We start from the raw sequence: 16,290 nt of genomic DNA on the forward strand, positions 1-16,290 counted from the left end.
ACTTCAATACAAAGGCAAAGGGGCGCGCTCCCTGGCCGGGAGCCGCCCCTGATGGCAAGACGGGGATGCCGGGATTGTCCTACATGAACAGGTGTTCGCCGGCGTTTTCACCACCCAGGATCACGTAGTTCACCTTGCGCAGATCGGTGAGCTGCTTGCCGCCGGAGTAGGACACCGAGCTCTGCAGGTCCTCCTGCATCTCGCGCAGCGTGTCGGCGAACTTGCCCTTGATCGGCTCCAGGATGCGCTTGCCCTCGACATGCTTGTACTCGCCCTTGTTGAAGTCCGAGGCCGAGCCGTAGTACTCCTTGTAGAGCTTGCCATCCACCTCGACGGTGTTGCCGGGCGATTCCTCATGGCCGGCGAACAGCGAGCCGATCATGATCATCGAAGCGCCGAAGCGCACGCTCTTGGCGATGTCGCCATGGTGGCGTATGCCGCCATCGGCAATGATGGGCTTGGTGGCCACGCGTGCGCACCACTTGAGCGCCGAGAGCTGCCAGCCGCCGGTGCCGAAACCGGTCTTCAGGCGTGTGATGCAGACCTTGCCCGGGCCTATGCCCACCTTGGTGGCGTCTGCGCCCCAGTTCTCCAGGTCGATCACGCCCTCGGGCGTGCCCACATTGCCGGCGATCACAAAGGCCTGGGGCAGCTTGTGCTTGATGTGCGCGATCATGCGCTGCACGCTGTCGGCATGGCCATGGGCGATGTCGATGGTGATGTAGTCGGCGCCCACGCCGTCGGCCGCGAGGGCATCGATCACCGCGTAGTCGGCCGGTTTGACGCCCGAGCTGATCGAGACAAACAGGCCCTTGTCGCGCATGCTGCGCGCATAGGCCACGTTGTCGAGGTCGAAGCGGTGCATCACATAGAAGTAGCCATTCGCGGCAAGGTATTCGGTGATGCTTTCATCCACCACCGTCTTCATATTCGCCGGTACCACCGGCAGCTTGAAGCGGCGCGGGCCGAATTCGATCGAGGTGTCGCATTCGCTGCGGCTTTCCACGCGACATTTGCGCGGCAGCAGCAGGATGTTGTCGTAGTCGAAAATTTCCATGACGGAAGTCCAAGTTCGCAAGGTCGGGATGCGTTCGTGCAGTGCATGCCCTGGGCTGCGAGCGCTTGACTTGCTTCGGCATGAGGGCTGGCGCCCTCGACGGCCGTGCAGGCCGTCGCGTCGGAGGCTGACTTCGCTTGCGAAGTCAAGGCGCGACGCGCCGGGCCGAAGACAAAATTTGGGCCCGGTGCCCGATTCTACGCAGATTCTGATGAACCCCTAGCGGCGCCCTGTATAGCTCTCGCTACACTTCTTGCCTCGCCCGGGCAGCACCGGGCTCCGAATTCGAGATCGATCACCATGCATGCAGTCGTCATCAGCGGCACCGGCCTCTACACGCCGCCGCACACCATCAGCAACGCCGAGCTGGTGCAGGCCTTCAACCAGTATGTGGACCTGCAGAACGCCCAGCATGCCGAGGCCATTGCGGCCGGCACGCATGAGGCGCTGACGCATTCCAGCGTCGAGTTCATCGAAAAAGCCTCGGGCATCAAGCAGCGCTATGTGATCGAAAAAGACGGCGTGCTGGACCCCACCCGCATGTACCCGCGCTTTGCCGAGCGCGCCGACGATCAGCTCTCGCTGATGGCCGAGATCGCCGTGGTGGCCGCCCGCGACGCGCTGGCCGCGGCCGGCAAGCAGGCCAGCGAGGTGGACGCGATCTTCTGTGCCGCCGCCAATATGCAGCGCGCCTACCCGGCCATGGCGGTGGAGATCCAGCAGGCCCTGGGCGCCGGCGGCTATGGCTTCGATATGAACGTGGCCTGCTCCTCGGCCACCTTCGCGCTTGAGCAGGCCTATAACGCGGTGCGTTCGGGCGCCAGCAAATGCGTGCTGGTGGTGAACCCCGAGATCACCTCGGCCCACCTGGAGTGGAAGGACCGCGACTGCCACTTCATCTTCGGCGATGTGTGCACCGCCATCGTGGTCGAGCGCGCCGAGACCGCCACCGCCGCCGAGCAATGGGAGCTGCTGGGCACCAAGCTGGCCACGCAGTTCTCCAACAACATCCGCAACAACTTCGGTTTCCTGAACCGCAGCGAGGACAGCGACCCCTTGGCGCGCGACAAGACCTTCCGCCAGGAGGGCCGCAAGGTCTTCAAGGAAGTGGTGCCGATCGCCGCCGCCCATATCGAGGGCCATCTGTTGGCGCTGGACAAGCAGCCCGGCGATGTGCGCCGCTTCTGGCTGCACCAGGCCAATCTGGGCATGAACCAGTTGGTCATCAAGCGGCTGGTAGGGGGGGAGGCCGGTTCCGACGTGGCGCCGCTGATCCTGGACGAGTTTGCCAACACCGCCTCGGCCGGCTCCATCATCGCCTTCCACCGCCACCGGCAAGACCTGGCCCCGGGCGATCTGGGCGTGATCTGCTCCTTCGGCGCCGGCTACTCGGTGGGCAGCGTGATCGTGCGCAAGAAGGGCTGATCAATTGCCGGCACTGCCGGCCTCCAGGCCGATGAGGCCTATCGAACGCACGCCGGCCTCGCCGGCAAACTCCTCGAAGCTCCAGTCGCCCCCCTCGGGCCGCAGCAGGCCCTCGGCGGGCGGGGCGATCTCGGCCACCGGCACGCCCTTGAGTGCCACGCTCATGAAATCGATCCAGGCCGGCAGGGCCATGCCGCCGCCGGTTTCGCGGTCGCCCAGGCTGCGCGGGTTGTCGTAGCCTATCCAGACCACCGCCGCCAGGCCCGGCTGGTAGCCGGCAAACCAGGCGTCCACCGCATCGTTGGTGGTGCCGGTCTTGCCATAGATGTCGGGGCGCCGCAGCATGGCCTGGGCGCGCGCCGCGGTGCCGCTGCGGGCCACCTCCTGCAGGAGGCTGCTCATCACGAAGGCGTTGCGCTCGGAGATGGCGCGCTTGTCCTCGCTGATGGCGGGGGCCTCGGCCTCGAACAGCACCGCGCCCTTGGCATCGGTGATGCGCGTGATGATGAGGGGCTTGAGCACATGGCCGCCGTTGGCAAACACCGCGTAGGCACTGGCCATCTGCAGCGGCGTCACCGAGCCCGAGCCCAGCGCCAGCGTGAGGTTGTCGGGCTGCTTGTCCTGGTCCAGGCCGAAGCGGCCGGCCCAGGCCTTGGCGCGCTGCGGGCCCAGCTGTTCCAGCACCCGGATCGTCACCATGTTTTTGGAGCGCGCGAGTGCCTGGCGCACCGTCATCGGGCCGTCGAACGTGCCGTCGTAGTTCTTGGGCTCCCAGTCGCCGGCCACAAAGGGCGCGTCGTTCACCAGGGTGGCGGGCGAGATGCCCAGCTCCAGGGCGGAGGAATAGACGATGGGCTTGAAGCTGGAGCCCGGCTGGCGCCAGGCCTGGGTGACATGGTTGAACTGGTTGCGTGCGAAATCGAAGCCGCCTACCAGCGCATGCACGCGGCCGCTGCCGGGCTCCAGCGCCACCAGCGCGCCCTCGGCCTCGGGCGCCTGCGTGATCAGCCAGGCGCCCTGCGGATCGGTCTTGGTGGGTGCGCCGCGCAGCACACGGATGATGCTGCCGCGGCGTATGCGCAGCTCGCTTCTCGCCTTGTCGGACAGCGCGGCCTGCACCGAGCGCAGGCCTTCGCCGCTGATCACCAGGTCCTCGCCGCTCTGCAGGCTGGCCACCACCTTGGTGGGCGAGGCCTGGGTCACCACCGCGGCGCGTAACTCGTCCTGGTCGGGGTGCTCGGCCAGCGCCTGGGTGATGGCGCCGTCCTGCTCGGCGGCATCGGCGGGCAGGTCCACATGGCCCTCGGGGCCGCGGTAGGGCTTGCGGCGCTCGTACTCCATCAGGGTTTTGCGCAACGCCTTGTAGGCGGCCTGCTGCTGCTCGGCCACCAGGGTGGTGGTGACCTTCAGGCCGCGGCTGTAGGCCTCGTCGCCGTACTGGGCGTGCACCACGGCGCGTGCCATCTCGGCGGCGTATTCGGCATGCAGGCGCGGGTCCTGGGCCGAGCGGATATGCAGTTTCTCGGCCTTGGCGGCCGCGTATTCCTCGGAGCTGATCAGGCCGGTGTCGTGCATGCGCTCCAGCACGATCAGCTGGCGCCGCGTGGCACGCTGGAAGTTGCTGATCGGGTTGGCGTAGTAGGGGTTCTGCGGCAGGCCGGCCAGCATCGCGGTCTCGGCAATGCTCAGGTCCTTGAGGCTCTTGCCGAAGTAGGCCGCCGCCGCCGCTTCGAAGCCATAGGCCCGCTGACCCAGATAGATCTGGTTCATATAGACCTCCAGGATCTGCTGCTTGCTGAGCTGGCTCTCGATTTTCAGCGCCAGCATCATCTCGACGAATTTGCGCGTGTAGAGCTTTTTCTTGGTGAGGTAGAGATCGCGCGCCAGCTGCTGGGTGATGGTGGAGGCGCCCTGGCTGCGCGAACTGAACAGATTGGCCAGCGCGGCACGCGCGATGCCGGGGTAGTAGAGCCCGCCATGCGCGTAGAAGCCGGTGTCCTCGATCGCCAGCAGGGCGTCCTGCATGCGCTTGGGGATGTCCTTGAGCGGCAGGTATTGGCGCCGCTCGGCGCCGAACTCGCCCATCAGCTGGCCGTCCGCGGTGTAGACGCGCAGGGGCTGGCGCGGCTGGTAGTCGGTGAGCTTGTCCAGCGACGGCAGATTGGGATAGACCAGGGCCGCGGCCATCGCCAGCAGCAGCACCAGCAGCGCGGCCGCGGCGGCCAGGATGACGAGCAGGCGTTGCCAGGCCAAGCCAAGCTGGGCGGCGGCGGGTTTGCTGTGAATCATGCGCATCAAGGCGGGTGAGGCTGGCGAGGAGGCGTGATTATCGCGAGCCTGCTGATCGCGCCGTGAAGGCCGGCTGAAGCAGGGGCGCAATTCGGGGCGGCGAGCGCCGGCGCCAGCAACTAAGCTTGAACTGAGTTCGTGGCGGCGCCGCCCCGGCCTCGCCGATCAAGCCGCAATGGAGGCCATCATGTCGATTCCCACCCGCCTGACCGACTATCTTGCGCAGCAGGGCTCACGTTTCGAGGTCTGTATGCACCGCTACAGCCACAGCAGCGCCGAGACCGCGCGCAGCGCCCATGTGCGGCCGGCGCAGCTCGCCAAGTCGGTGCTGCTCGAAGACGAGCGCGGCTATTTGCTGGCCGTGCTGCCGGCCGACAAGCTCGTGATGCTCGGCGAACTCAGCGCGCTGCTGGATAGACGCGGACTGCATCTGGCCGACGAGGACAGCATCAGCACCCTATTGCCCGACTGCGAACCCGGTGCGCTGCCCGCGGTCGGCATGGCCTGGGGCATCGAAACCGTGGTCGACGAGGAGCTCGAAGACAACCCGGTGGTCTACGTCGAGGGCGGCGATCATGAGCGGCTGCTGAAGATGTCGCGCGAGCAATTCCACACCCTGATGAGCGCGGCCCATCATGGCCGCTTCTGCCGCGTCTCCTGGCATTGACGCCGACCCACATGGGGCATGACGGGAAGCAAGACGGGATGGCATGGTGTCGGGTACAAAGCGGCAAGCGGGAGCCGCGATTGTTCTGGGCCGAGCTGAAGCTTGGCCGAAGCGCTCCCATCGCCCCTGGAATGTAGAGACCACCCATGCAAAGACGCCATCTTCTGCTTGCCGCCGGCCTGGCCGCTGCCACCGCCCCGCTGCGCGCGCAGGACAGCAAATTCCCCAGCAGGCCGATCACCCTGATCTGCCCCTGGCCCAGCGGCGGCTCCAGCGACGCGGTGATGCGCGCCTTCGGCGAGAGTGCCGGCCGCCAGCTGGGCGTGCCGGTGGTGGTGGAGAACCGCCCGGGCGTGGGCGGCACCCTGGGCGCAACGGCAATGCAGAGCGCGCGGCCGGACGGCTACACGCTCACCCAGCTGCCGCTGGGTATCTACCGCCTGCCGCATATGCAGAAGATGCCTTTTGATCCGGTGCGGGACCTGACGCACATCGTCTGCCTGACCGGCTACACCTTTGGCATCGTCGCCACCATGGACGCACCCTTCAAGACCCTGCGCGAGATGGTGGCCTGGGCCAAGGCCCACCCGGGCGAGCTGACCTATGGCCATACCGGCACCGGCACCACGCCGCACCTGGCCTTCGAGGAATTCGCCCACCAGGCCGGTTTCAAGACCCAGGACGTGCCCTACAAGGGCTCGGCCGAGATCATGCAGGCCATCCTCGGTGGCCATATCCCGGTGATGAGCGGCACCACCGAGTTCGCCCCGCATGTCAAGGCCGGCAAGCTGCGCCTGCTGGCCACCCTGGGGGGTGAACGCAACCCGGCCTTCCCGGCCGTGCCGACGGTGAAGGAAAGCGGCTGGGACACCGTCAGCGAGTCGCCCTTCGGCATTGGCGGGCCCAGGGGCATGGAGCCGGCGGTGGTGCGCGTGCTGCACGACGCTTTCAAGAAGACCCTGCAAGATCCCAAGGTGCTGGAAGTGCTGGAGCGCTATTTCCAGCCGGTGCTGTACATGGGCAGCGAGGACTATGGCCGCTACGCGCAGCGCACCTTCGAGGCCGAGCGCGCAACCGTGGAGCGCATGGGCCTGGCCAAGAAATAGCCGCGGATGAGCTATCGTGCCGCCCATGCAAGCATTGACCTTTTACTGGCACGATTACGAAACCTTCGGTCGCGTGCCGCGGCGCGACCGCCCTTCGCAGTTCGCCGGCATCCGCACCGACGCCGAACTCAATGAGATCGGCGCGCCGCTGATGCTGTACTGCCGGCCCGCGCCCGACTACCTGCCCGAACCCGAGGCCTGCCTGCTCACCGGCATCCTGCCGCAGACCTGCCTGGAGCAGGGCCTGGCCGAGCATGAGTTCGCCGCCGCCATCGAGGCCGAGTTGGCAAGACCAGGCACCGTGGGCCTGGGCTACAACACCATACGCTTTGACGACGAGGTGACGCGCCATCTGTTCTGGCGCAATCTGATGGACCCCTATGCGCGCGAGTGGCAGCACGACTGCGGCCGCTGGGACCTGCTGGACGTGGTGCGCTGCGCCTATGCGCTACGCCCCGAGGGCATAAGCTGGCCCAAGCATGAGGACGGCCGGCCCTCCTTCAAGCTGGAGCACCTGAGTGCCGCCAACGGCCTGGTGCACGAGGCGGCGCACGATGCGCTCTCCGACGTACGCGCCACCATCGCGCTGGCGCGCCTGCTCAAGAGCACCCAGCCCAAGCTGTTCGAGTTCTGCCTGCGCCTGCGCAAGAAGGACGCGGTGTGGGCCGAGATCGGCGTGGGGCGGCCCTTCCTGCATATCTCGGGCATGTATGGCGTGGAGCGCGGCTGCATGGCCCTGGTGTGGCCGCTGGCGCCGCACCCCAGCAACAAGAACGAGCTGATCGTCTGGGATCTGGCCAGCGATCCAGCCGAGCTGCTGACGCTGAACGCCGAGGCGATCCGAGCGCGCCTGTTCGTCAAGCAGGAGGCCCTGGAGCAGGGCGTCACGCGCCTGCCGATCAAGACCATCCACGTCAACAAATCGCCCATCGTGATCGGCAATCTGAAGACGCTCAGCCCGGCCATGGCCGAGCGCTGGGGGCTGGACCTGGCGCAGGGCCTGCGGCATGCCGAGCGGCTGGCGCGCGAGGGCCAGCTGCTGGCCGGACTCTGGGGCGAGGTGTTTGCGCGCCCCGCGGCGGCCGCGCCGGTGGACGTGGACGAGGACTTGTATGGCGGTTTTCTGGGCCCCGACGACCGGCGCCTGCTGAATCGACTGCGCGGCCTTGATGCCGCCGCATTGGCCGAACGTGTGGCGCAGGGCAAGGTGGACTTTGCCGACGCGCGCCTGGGCGAGCTGCTGTTCCGTTACCGCGCGCGCAACTTTCCCGCATCGCTCAGCACTGCCGAGCAGTCGCAGTGGCAGGCACATTGCGCCGCGCGCCTGCATGCGGGTGCGGACGGAGCGCAGACCCTGGCGCAGTTCTTCGAGCGCATCGACGCTCTGGGCGAGAGCGCCGAGGACGAGCGCAGCGAAGCCATCCTCGGCGCGCTGTACGACTATGCCGAGCAGATCGCACCGCCGCCGCCCTGACGACGCGGCGCTTGCTTAGAGCCAATCCTTCCAGCGCTGGCGGATGCGTTCATATTCGCCGCTGCGGGCGATCGCCTCCTGTCCGCGGTCCATCAGTTCGCGCAGCGCCTGGTGCTGGGGGCGCGACTTGGCCATGGCGATATGCAGGGGCATGCGCTCGAGCGCCGGTTCCAGCCAGACGAATTGCGTCGCAGCGCCCTTCAGCTCGGTGCTGATGAGATAGCGCGCCACGCCCTTGTCTATCAACACCAAATCCACCCGGCCGGCCAGCAGCTTGCGCAGATTGGTGAGGTCGTCGCGCGCAGGATCCGCCTTCGCCCCCAGTTGCACGGCCTGTTCGAAGGCCTGCGGATTGGCATAGCCTTGCACCGTGCCAATGTGCAGACCAGCAAGGTCCAGGGGCAGCTGCTTCGTGCCGACGCCGTATCGCTTGGCCAGGCCGAAGTAGCCGACCAGGTTGTCGATGCCCATGGGCTTGGCGAAATCCATGAAGCGCTCGCGCTCGGGCTGGTACCAGGCGCCGATCACGCCGTCGTGCTGGGCTGCCTCCAGTTCGGTGAGCGCGCGCGCCCAGGGGCGGAATGCGACCTTCAGGCGCCAGCCCTGGCTGGCCAGGGCGGCTCGCGCGAGTGCTACCGCCACGCCTTGCTCGGGCAGCTTCTCGCCCATATAGGGCGCGAACTCGGTGGTGACCAGATGAAGCACCTTCGCCTCGGCCGGCATGGCTTCCGGCTCGGTGCTGTCGGCCTTGCTATAACTGCTGCAGGCCAGCAGTGCCAGCATGCCTAGCCAACGGCGCCGGTGCCAGGTCTTGCCTGGGGTGCTGCTGCTCGATGCGGTGATGCGCGGGTTCATGCCTGCCAGCCCAACGTCATTTTGTCGCCCTCAAGCAATGCGGAGCTCTTGCCGTGAATCGTAGCGATCAGTACATCGGATTGTGCCGCCTGTTGATGTTTGCCATGCTGGGCGGATCGGCCATGGCCGGCGAGTCGCCGGCCGGCGCTGCGAGCGATGCGCGCGCCCAGGTATGGGCCGCCGAATGCGCGTTTGCGCGCAGCATGGCCGAGCGCGACCTGCCCGCCTTCGAGCGCCATCTCTCCGAGCAGGCGCTGTTCTTCGGCTCCAACCAGGTACACCGCGGCAAACCGGCGGTGCTGGCGGCCTGGAAGGGCTTTTACGAGGGCGCGCAGGCGCCGTTCTCCTGGGCGCCCGATGCGGTCGAGGTGCTGGGCGATGGCACGCTGGCCCATTCCAGCGGGCCGGTGCGCAACCCGCAGGGCGAGGTGGTCTCGCGCTTCAGCTCGGTATGGCGCCAGGAGGCGCCGGGCCAATGGCGCATCGTGCTGGACAAGGGCCAGCCGCTCACTGCGGCCGAGCGCGAGCGCGCCAAGGAGCCGCCGGCCAAGCCGCTGTGCCCTTGAGTCCGGGTCGATCTTCGCGGTGCATGGGCTACGGGGTGGCAAGCATGGCGTCAAACAAGGTCTTGTTCGGGCTTTTCAGGCGGGCGCAAACGCGGTACACCCTCAAGCATGGCTCGCCGCGTGTCGAAAAGACCTGCTGACGCCGGCGCCAAGAGCCAAGGACAGGACCAAGGAGAAAGCGATGCAAGCCACCAACCCCGCGGCCAGCGAGCCCGCCGCCGATGTGATCGCCGCCCGTATGCGCGCCCTGCTGGTGCGCGCGCCGATGGCGGTCGCCTTCGTCAGCGGCAACAGCTTCGAGGTGGTGAGCGAGCATTTCAACCACTTGTTCGGCCATGGTGACGAGACCGATTTGTGCGGCCAGAGCACGCGTAGCGTGCATGTTTCGGATACCGCCCATGCCGGCGTGGTCGAGCGCCAGAGCGCTGCCTTTGTGGCGGGCCGCCCGCTGGACGAAGAGATCGAATACGTGCGGCGCGACGGCTCGCGCTTCTGGGGCCGGCTGCAGGCCACGCCCGTGCATTGGGATGCGCCCGGCGGTGAGGCGCTCTGGATCATCGAAGACGTGACGGCGGCGCGCCAGCTACGCCAGCAACCCACCTGGACCGCCAAGCACGATGTGCTCACCGAGCTGGCGAACCGCCGCGAGTTCGAGCGCCGCCTGGCCGAACATGTGGGCAGCCGCCGCCATGAGCCGGTCTCGGTGCTGTGGGTGGATGTGGACCGCTTCACCGAGGTGGTGCATGGCATGGGCGCCGAGGTGGCCGACCATTTCCTCTACGGCCTGGGGCAGATGCTGATCACCAAGGTGCGCGCCTCTGACCTGGTGGCGCGGCTGGAAAACGACCATTTCGCCGTGCTGCTGCCCGATTGCGACCAGCATTACGCCCAGATCGTGGCCGAGAAGATGCGCGCCGCGATTGCCGGCTACCGGCTGCGCTGGGGCCTGCACCGCACGCGCGTGAAGGCCAGCCTGGGCGTGGTGCAGCTCCATCCCACGCTGGAAACGGTGGATGCCTTGCTGGGCGCTGGCTCGCTGGCCTGTGCCGAGGCCAAGGCCGCGGGCGGTGATTGCGTGCGCGTGTTCGTCTCCAACGGCGGGTTTGAGGAGTTGGCGGGCTGAATTGAGGGTTTTTCACCCTTTACTTCTAAAGTCCGGCGGCGCGCTGCCGATATGCAGGGAAATCACCCGGCATATCGCCTGCAGTCTGGAGCGCCGCCATCATGTCCATCAGCCTTTCCACCGCCCTGTCCGGCATGTCCGCGGCCCAGGAGAGGCTGCGCGCCGCCGCCAGCAACATCGCCTCGTCCGGTACCGGTGATCTGCGCCGGCTGCAGGTGGAAGCGCAGACCGTGGAGGGCGGCGGCGTGAAGGCGCAGCTGCGCCAGGTGCCCGCCAGCGGCCAGGTACCCGAGCAGGACCTGATCAACCAGCATGGTGCCACCTATGCCTTCGTGGCCAATCTGCGCGTGCTGCAGACCCAGGTGCGCGCCGAGGGTGCGCTGCTGGACATCCACGCCTGATCAGGGCGTGAGGCCAGCGCCGCTCAGCTCATAGAGCGCCGAGCCGTCCCCCAGTTCGCGCACCAGGCGTACCGCTGGCGTGGTGGACAGATGGGCGATGCCGCCCAGCCCCGAGACGAACTGCAGCCGCACGCCCGGCACCGGCCGGATGCGCCAGTTGCCGTCGGCGCTGGGATTGATGTGTTTGGCCTCGGCCAGGTACTCGGTCAGCGCGGCGCGGTTCTCGTCGGGCGCGTCCACCACGATGCGTTGCGGGCCCAGGCCGGGGAAATGCCCGCCGCCGTTGGCGCGGTAGTTGTTGCTGACGACCAGGAACTCGGCCTCCTCGTCAATCGCCCGGCCGCGGTGGCTCAAGGTCTGGATGCGGTGCGAACGCGGGTTGATCAGCTGGCCCTCGACGTTGTAGCGGGCGGGCTGCGTCACGTCGATTTCGTAGGTCAGGCCGTCCAGGGTGTCGAAATTGAAGCTCGGAAAACTCGGCTCGATCAGGCCCTGCTCGGCCGGCCCCGCCGGGTCGATCTGGCGGAACTGGCCCGCCGCCATCTCCAGCCATTCGCGCAGCTCGCGCCCCTTCAGCTTGAGGCCCTTGATGGTGTTAGGGTAGACGTAGAGATCGGCCACATGCTTGATGGCCAAGGGGCCGGCCGGGATGTCGGTGTAGTGGTTCCAGCCCTGGCGCCCGCCGCTCTTGAAGGGCGCGGCGGCCGAGATCAGGGGCAGGCCCTCGTAGGCCGTGCCCTTCACCGCGCGCGCCATGTAGGCGAGCTGGGCCTGCGCCACCAGTTGCACCGAGGGGTCGTCGCTCACCTGGGCAAAGTAGCTGTGGATGGGCGCCGCGGTGCTGGCCAGCTGCTGGCGCACATGGTCCAGCGTGCGCGCATGTTCGTCGGCGATCAGTCGCGCGGGCGCAGGGTCGGCCGCCACCAGGGCGCGGCGCACCTGGCGGTCGTAGATGGGGCGCAGGCTGGATTGGCTCGCCAGCACGCGCCAGCGCCTGCCTTGCTGGCGCAGGCTCAGGTCGATCAGGCCCAGATGGTCGCCCCAGCGGCCCGGCATCACCGCGGGCAGACCATGCAGGCGCCCGGCCTTGGCATCGACGCCCGGCAGGCCCGCAAAATCCGGGCCGGGAAACTGCGCGTGGGCATGGCCCAGCAGCAAGGCGTCAAGACCTGGCACCTGGGCAAGCTGCAGGGCCGCGTTTTCGGCCAAGGGCGCCGGCCCATGGGTTTCGATGCCGGTATGGGCGATGGCGATCACCAGGTCGGCGCCGGCCGCGCGCAGCCTGGGCACCAGCACGCGCGCCGTCTCCACCATGTCCAGCGCCTGCACCCGGCCGCTCAAGTGCTGCTTGTCCCATTGCATGATCTGCGGCGGCACCAGGCCGAACACGGCGATCTTGAGGCGCTGCGAGCGGCCGGCTTCGTCCTTGAACCGGCGCACCAGCATGACGCTGGGCGTGAAGGCCGGCGCGCCGCTGCCGGCCCGCCGCACATTCGCGTTCACATAGGGGAAGCGCGCGCCGGCCAGGGCCTGGCGCAGAAAGGGTAGGCCGTAGTTGAACTCGTGGTTGCCGATATTGGCGGCGTCCACCCCGAGCTCGTTCAAGACCTTGAATGCCGGATGCACCGCCCCCTTGGCCAATGGCTGCACGCGTGCCACCAGATCGCCCAGGGGATTGCCCTGCAAGAGGTCGCCGTTGTCGAACAACAGGCTGTTGGCCACCTCGGCGCGTGCCGCCTTGATCAGGGTGATGGTCTTGGCCAGACCGTACTCGTCGGTGGGCTGGTCGCGGTAGTAGTCGTAGTTGAGCAGGTTCATGTGCACATCCGTGGTCTCGAGGATGCGCAGCTTCAGGTCGGCGGCCTGCGTCGCCGACAGCATGGCCAGCCCTGCCAGGCAGGCCAGCATGGGCCGGATGATTGACAACAACATAGGGAGGAGGGCGCTAGGGTTGGGTCATGTACTTGGCCAGCATTGAGCGCAGTTGTTGCGAGGCCTGCAGCTCGCGCAGGCCCTCGTTGATGAGGCGCAACAACTCGGCGCCATGCTCGTGCTGGCGCGACACCAGCATATGGAACTCGGTCGGCTGCATGCCTGGCACCGGCTGGCGCCCCAGCGCCGGGTCGCTCAACATGTCCTGGCCGAGCGCGGCGAAGCCCGCCAGCACCTCGTACTTTTCCAGAAACAGTTCGCAGTCGCCGCGTTGCAGCTTGGTGATGACGGCGCTGAAGTTGCGCGCGCCGCTGTCGATCTCGGCGCTGGCGAGGCCATAGGTGGCGTAGTTATAGCCATGCAGGCCGCAGACGCGGTAGCGCTTGAGGTCCGCGAGCTGCTCGATGTGCAGACCCTGTGGATGCGCGCTGCGCGAGTAGAAATAGTAGTTGGTAGTGCGGTAATAGGGCAGCGAGAGGAAGTAGTCGCGCTCGCGCTCTGCGCTGTGGGAGGCGTTCAGCGCCAGCTGGTAGCGTTGGCCCGCGGCGACTTCCTTCTGGCAGCGCAGCCAGGGCAGCAGCTGCAAGGTGTAGGCGATGCCGGCCTTCTTGAAGATGGCGGTGATCACGTCCACCGAATAGCCCACGAGTTCGGCGCTGGGCCGGCCATTGACGCGTTTGTAGTAGGTGTAGGGCGGCCATTCCGCGCCGTCGTCGCAGATATGCACCGTGGTCTGCCTGAGTTCGGCCGCGTAGGCCGCCCGCATGGGCAGCGCCAGCAGGCAGGGCCACAAGGCCGCGGCGAGCAGCAGGGCTGGCCTGGCTGAACGGCTCGCGGCGTGGTGCGGGACTGGGTGTTGCATGGCGATGCCTCAACAGGCCCACAAAGCTTAATGCAGATCAGCTCCCAAGGATGTCGGTGTTGCCACGCTCTTGCCGCAGCACAAGCTTGCGATAACCTCGGCCTTGCGCGAGCGCGGCCTTGGTGATCCTGAGGGCTTGCTCGCGGGGCGGCGCGGACCCCAAGTCCGTGCCCGCATCCATCGACTGTGCCGCGCATGGGACCGCATGCGCAGGAGCGAGCCGCATGAGCTATGAGCCTTTGCGTTTGCATGTCCCCGAGCCCACCGGGCGTCCGGGCTGTCATACCGATTTTTCCTATCTGAAGCTCTCGCCCGCCGGCGCGGTGCTGCAACCCCCCGTCGATGTGGCGCCGGTGGAGATGGGCGCGCTGGCCTACAGCCTGGTGCGGGTGCTGGACGAGCAGGGCCGGGCGGTCGGCCCCTGGGCCCCCGAGCTGAGCGAGGCACAGCTGCTGCGCGGCCTGCGCACCATGCTGAAGACGCGCATCTTCGACGCCCGCATGCTGATCGCGCAGCGCCAGAAGAAGCTCAGCTTCTATATGCAGAGCCTGGGCGAGGAGGCGATCGGCAGCGCGCACGCGATGGCCCTGCACGAGGGCGATATGTGCTTCCCCACCTACCGCCAGCAAAGCCTCTTGATCGCGCGCGACGACGTGCCCCTGGTGGACATGATCTGCCAGCTGCTTTCCAATGAACGCGACCCGCTCAAGGGTCGGCAATTGCCGGTGATGTATTCGATCAAGCGTGCCGGCTTCTTCAGCATCAGCGGCAACCTCGCCACCCAGTTCATCCAGGCGGTGGGCTGGGCCATGGCCAGCGCGATCAAGGGCGACACCAAGATCGCCTCGGCCTGGATCGGCGATGGCGCCACCGCCGAGAGTGATTTCCATACCGCCTTGACCTTCGCCCATGTCTACCGCGCGCCGGTGATCCTGAACGTGGTGAACAACCAATGGGCGATCTCGACCTTCCAGGCGATCGCGGGCGGCGAGGGCACGACCTTTGCCGCGCGCGGCGTGGGCTGCGGCATCGCCTCGCTGCGCGTGGACGGTAACGACTTCCTGGCCGTCTACGCGGTATCGCGCTGGGCCGCCGAGCGCGCGCGCCGCAACCTCGGGCCCACCCTGATCGAATGGGTGACCTACCGCGCCGGGCCGCACAGCACCTCGGACGATCCCAGCAAATACCGGCCCGCCGACGACTGGGCGCATTTCCCGCTGGGCGATCCGATCGCGCGCCTCAGGCAACACCTGACCCTCAAGGGCATCTGGTCCGACGCCCAGCACGAGGCCCTGCAGGCCGAGCTGGAGGCCGAGGTGATCGCGGCCCAGAAGGAGGCCGAGCGCTACGGCAGCCTGGCCGATGGCCATATCCCGACGGCGGCCTCGATGTTCGAGGATGTCTACAAGGAGATGCCTCCGCACCTGAAGGATCAGCTGCGCCAGGTACATGAACGAGGAGGCCGCGCATGAGTAAGCCCGAAGACCTGAGCCAAGTGCTCGAGGAGCAGCCCGCCGTCAGCACCATGACCATGATCCAGGCGCTGCGCTCGGCCATGGACGTGATGCTGGCGCGCGACCCCGATGTGGTGATCTTTGGCCAGGACGTGGGCTATTTCGGCGGCGTGTTCCGCTGCACCGATGGCCTGCAGGCCAAGTACGGCAAGCACCGCGTCTTCGATGCGCCGATCTCCGAGGGCGGCATCGTCGGCGTGGCGGTGGGCATGGGTGCCTACGGCCTGCGGCCGGTGGCCGAGATCCAGTTTGCCGACTATTTCTATCCGGCCTCGGACCAGATCGTCTCCGAGGCGGCGCGCCTGCGCTACCGCTCGGCCGGCGACTTCACCGCGCCGCTGACGATACGCATGCCCTGCGGCGGCGGCATCTACGGCGGGCAGACGCACAGCCAGAGCCCCGAGGCGCTGTTCACCCATGTCTGCGGCCTGCGTACCGTGATGCCCTCCAACCCCTATGACGCCAAGGGCCTCTTGATCGCGGCGATCGAATGCGATGACCCGGTGATCTTTCTGGAGCCCAAGCGCCTCTACAACGGGCCCTTCGACGGCCACCACGACCGCCCCTCTACGCCCTGGAAGGACCACCCGCTGGCCCAGGTGCCCGAGGGCCATTACCGTGTGCCGCTGGAGTCGGCCTCGGTGTACCGCGCCGGCAGCCAGCTCAGCGTGATCACCTACGGCACCATGGTCTATGTGGCCGAGGCGGCGGCGCGCGAGACCGGCATCGATGCCGAGATCATCGACCTGCGCAGCCTCTGGCCGCTGGACCTGCCGGCCATCGTCAATTCGGTGAAGAAGACCGGCCGCTGCCTGGTGCTGCACGAGGCCACGCGCACCAGCGGCTTTGGCGCCGAGCTGCTAGCGCTGGTGCAGGAGCATTGCTTCTATCACCTGGAGGCGCCGATCGAGCGCGTGGCGGGCTGGGATACGCCCTATCCGCATGCACAGGAATGGGACTATTTTCCGGGGCCGGCCCGCGTGGCGGCCGCGATGCAACGTGCGATGGAGAGCTGATCA

The 16,290-nt window shown here is 67.3% G+C and carries 14 protein-coding genes; 9 read left to right on the forward strand and 5 right to left on the reverse strand.

All coding sequences use genetic code 11. The features are described from left to right. Window positions 1-79: 79 nt before the first annotated feature. Window positions 80-1,057, reverse strand: coding sequence for a GMP reductase (locus WG898_RS07760; protein WP_339602178.1), 978 nt, complete (start codon window positions 1,055-1,057; stop codon window positions 80-82). Between the two features lie 300 nt (window positions 1,058-1,357). On the opposite strand from WG898_RS07760, the gene WG898_RS07765 reads away from it, so the two are divergent. Then, window positions 1,358-2,482: a beta-ketoacyl-ACP synthase III gene (locus WG898_RS07765; protein WP_339602179.1), complete on the forward strand. Its 1,125-nt coding sequence runs from the start codon at window positions 1,358-1,360 to the stop codon at window positions 2,480-2,482. Here the strand turns inward: WG898_RS07765 and WG898_RS07770 are convergent, their stop codons facing one another. Then, window positions 2,483-4,771 (reverse strand): penicillin-binding protein 1A, encoded by a 2,289-nt coding sequence (locus WG898_RS07770; RefSeq protein WP_339602180.1) that lies wholly within the window; start codon window positions 4,769-4,771, stop codon window positions 2,483-2,485. A gap of 187 nt (window positions 4,772-4,958) precedes the next feature. Here WG898_RS07770 and WG898_RS07775 point away from each other — a divergent pair, with 187 nt between their 5' ends. The 3 genes from WG898_RS07775 (at window position 4,959) to sbcB (ending at window position 8,018) form a co-directional block, all read left to right on the forward strand. After that, on the forward strand, window positions 4,959-5,438 hold the full coding sequence (locus WG898_RS07775) for an aminoacyl-tRNA deacylase (RefSeq protein ID WP_339602181.1): 480 nt from the start codon (window positions 4,959-4,961) through the stop codon (window positions 5,436-5,438). 146 nt (window positions 5,439-5,584) lie between these two features. Further along, a complete protein-coding gene (locus WG898_RS07780; protein ID WP_339602182.1) occupies window positions 5,585-6,544 on the forward strand; it encodes a tripartite tricarboxylate transporter substrate binding protein in 960 nt (319 codons plus the stop codon). A gap of 25 nt (window positions 6,545-6,569) precedes the next feature. Further along, a complete protein-coding gene (gene sbcB, locus WG898_RS07785; protein WP_339602183.1) occupies window positions 6,570-8,018 on the forward strand; it encodes an exodeoxyribonuclease I in 1,449 nt (482 codons plus the stop codon). Window positions 8,019-8,033: 15 nt separating this feature from the next. Here the strand turns inward: sbcB and WG898_RS07790 are convergent, their stop codons facing one another. Continuing rightward, a complete protein-coding gene (locus tag WG898_RS07790; protein WP_339602184.1) occupies window positions 8,034-8,873 on the reverse strand; it encodes a substrate-binding periplasmic protein in 840 nt (279 codons plus the stop codon). 53 nt (window positions 8,874-8,926) lie between these two features. On the opposite strand from WG898_RS07790, the gene WG898_RS07795 reads away from it, so the two are divergent. The 3 genes from WG898_RS07795 to WG898_RS07805 all read left to right on the forward strand — a co-directional run bounded on the left by WG898_RS07795 (window position 8,927) and on the right by WG898_RS07805 (window position 10,963). Next, window positions 8,927-9,439 (forward strand): YybH family protein, encoded by a 513-nt coding sequence (locus WG898_RS07795; RefSeq protein ID WP_339602185.1) that lies wholly within the window; start codon window positions 8,927-8,929, stop codon window positions 9,437-9,439. Window positions 9,440-9,620: 181 nt separating this feature from the next. Continuing rightward, window positions 9,621-10,562: a GGDEF domain-containing protein gene (locus WG898_RS07800; protein ID WP_339602186.1), complete on the forward strand. Its 942-nt coding sequence runs from the start codon at window positions 9,621-9,623 to the stop codon at window positions 10,560-10,562. Between the two features lie 101 nt (window positions 10,563-10,663). Then, on the forward strand, window positions 10,664-10,963 hold the full coding sequence (locus WG898_RS07805; protein WP_339602187.1) for a flagellar basal body rod protein FlgC: 300 nt from the start codon (window positions 10,664-10,666) through the stop codon (window positions 10,961-10,963). Here WG898_RS07805 and WG898_RS07810 read toward each other — a convergent pair whose 3' ends face one another. Beyond that, complete coding sequence (locus tag WG898_RS07810) at window positions 10,964-12,871, reverse strand: bifunctional 2',3'-cyclic-nucleotide 2'-phosphodiesterase/3'-nucleotidase (RefSeq protein WP_339602188.1); 1,908 nt, start codon at window positions 12,869-12,871, stop codon at window positions 10,964-10,966. It lies immediately after the preceding gene. 37 nt (window positions 12,872-12,908) lie between these two features. Further along, window positions 12,909-13,757, reverse strand: a complete 849-nt coding sequence (locus WG898_RS07815) for a substrate-binding periplasmic protein (RefSeq protein ID WP_339602189.1) — start codon at window positions 13,755-13,757, stop codon at window positions 12,909-12,911. A 224-nt stretch (window positions 13,758-13,981) separates the two neighbouring features. Between WG898_RS07815 and WG898_RS07820 the strand changes: the two genes are divergently transcribed. Further along, on the forward strand, window positions 13,982-15,229 hold the full coding sequence (locus WG898_RS07820; protein ID WP_339602190.1) for a 3-methyl-2-oxobutanoate dehydrogenase (2-methylpropanoyl-transferring) subunit alpha: 1,248 nt from the start codon (window positions 13,982-13,984) through the stop codon (window positions 15,227-15,229). 53 nt (window positions 15,230-15,282) lie between these two features. Continuing rightward, window positions 15,283-16,287 (forward strand): alpha-ketoacid dehydrogenase subunit beta, encoded by a 1,005-nt coding sequence (locus WG898_RS07825; protein ID WP_339602263.1) that lies wholly within the window; start codon window positions 15,283-15,285, stop codon window positions 16,285-16,287. Window positions 16,288-16,290 lie beyond the last annotated feature (3 nt).

Source organism: Paucibacter soli, from assembly GCF_037482845.1.
GTDB lineage: Bacteria > Pseudomonadota > Gammaproteobacteria > Burkholderiales > Burkholderiaceae_C > Paucibacter_B > Paucibacter_B soli.

Coding starts and splice junctions, on each gene's coding strand:
- WG898_RS07760 (WP_339602178.1), bottom strand. CDS start 1,057: ATGGAAATTTTCGACTACGACAACATCCTGCTGCTGCCGCGCAAATGT.
- WG898_RS07765 (WP_339602179.1), top strand. CDS start 1,358: ATGCATGCAGTCGTCATCAGCGGCACCGGCCTCTACACGCCGCCGCAC.
- WG898_RS07770 (WP_339602180.1), bottom strand. CDS start 4,771: ATGATTCACAGCAAACCCGCCGCCGCCCAGCTTGGCTTGGCCTGGCAA.
- WG898_RS07775 (WP_339602181.1), top strand. CDS start 4,959: ATGTCGATTCCCACCCGCCTGACCGACTATCTTGCGCAGCAGGGCTCA.
- WG898_RS07780 (WP_339602182.1), top strand. CDS start 5,585: ATGCAAAGACGCCATCTTCTGCTTGCCGCCGGCCTGGCCGCTGCCACC.
- sbcB (WP_339602183.1), top strand. CDS start 6,570: ATGCAAGCATTGACCTTTTACTGGCACGATTACGAAACCTTCGGTCGC.
- WG898_RS07790 (WP_339602184.1), bottom strand. CDS start 8,873: ATGAACCCGCGCATCACCGCATCGAGCAGCAGCACCCCAGGCAAGACC.
- WG898_RS07800 (WP_339602186.1), top strand. CDS start 9,621: ATGCAAGCCACCAACCCCGCGGCCAGCGAGCCCGCCGCCGATGTGATC.
- WG898_RS07805 (WP_339602187.1), top strand. CDS start 10,664: ATGTCCATCAGCCTTTCCACCGCCCTGTCCGGCATGTCCGCGGCCCAG.
- WG898_RS07810 (WP_339602188.1), bottom strand. CDS start 12,871: ATGCTGGCCTGCCTGGCAGGGCTGGCCATGCTGTCGGCGACGCAGGCC.
- WG898_RS07815 (WP_339602189.1), bottom strand. CDS start 13,757: ATGCAACACCCAGTCCCGCACCACGCCGCGAGCCGTTCAGCCAGGCCA.
- WG898_RS07820 (WP_339602190.1), top strand. CDS start 13,982: ATGAGCTATGAGCCTTTGCGTTTGCATGTCCCCGAGCCCACCGGGCGT.
- WG898_RS07825 (WP_339602263.1), top strand. CDS start 15,283: ATGACCATGATCCAGGCGCTGCGCTCGGCCATGGACGTGATGCTGGCG.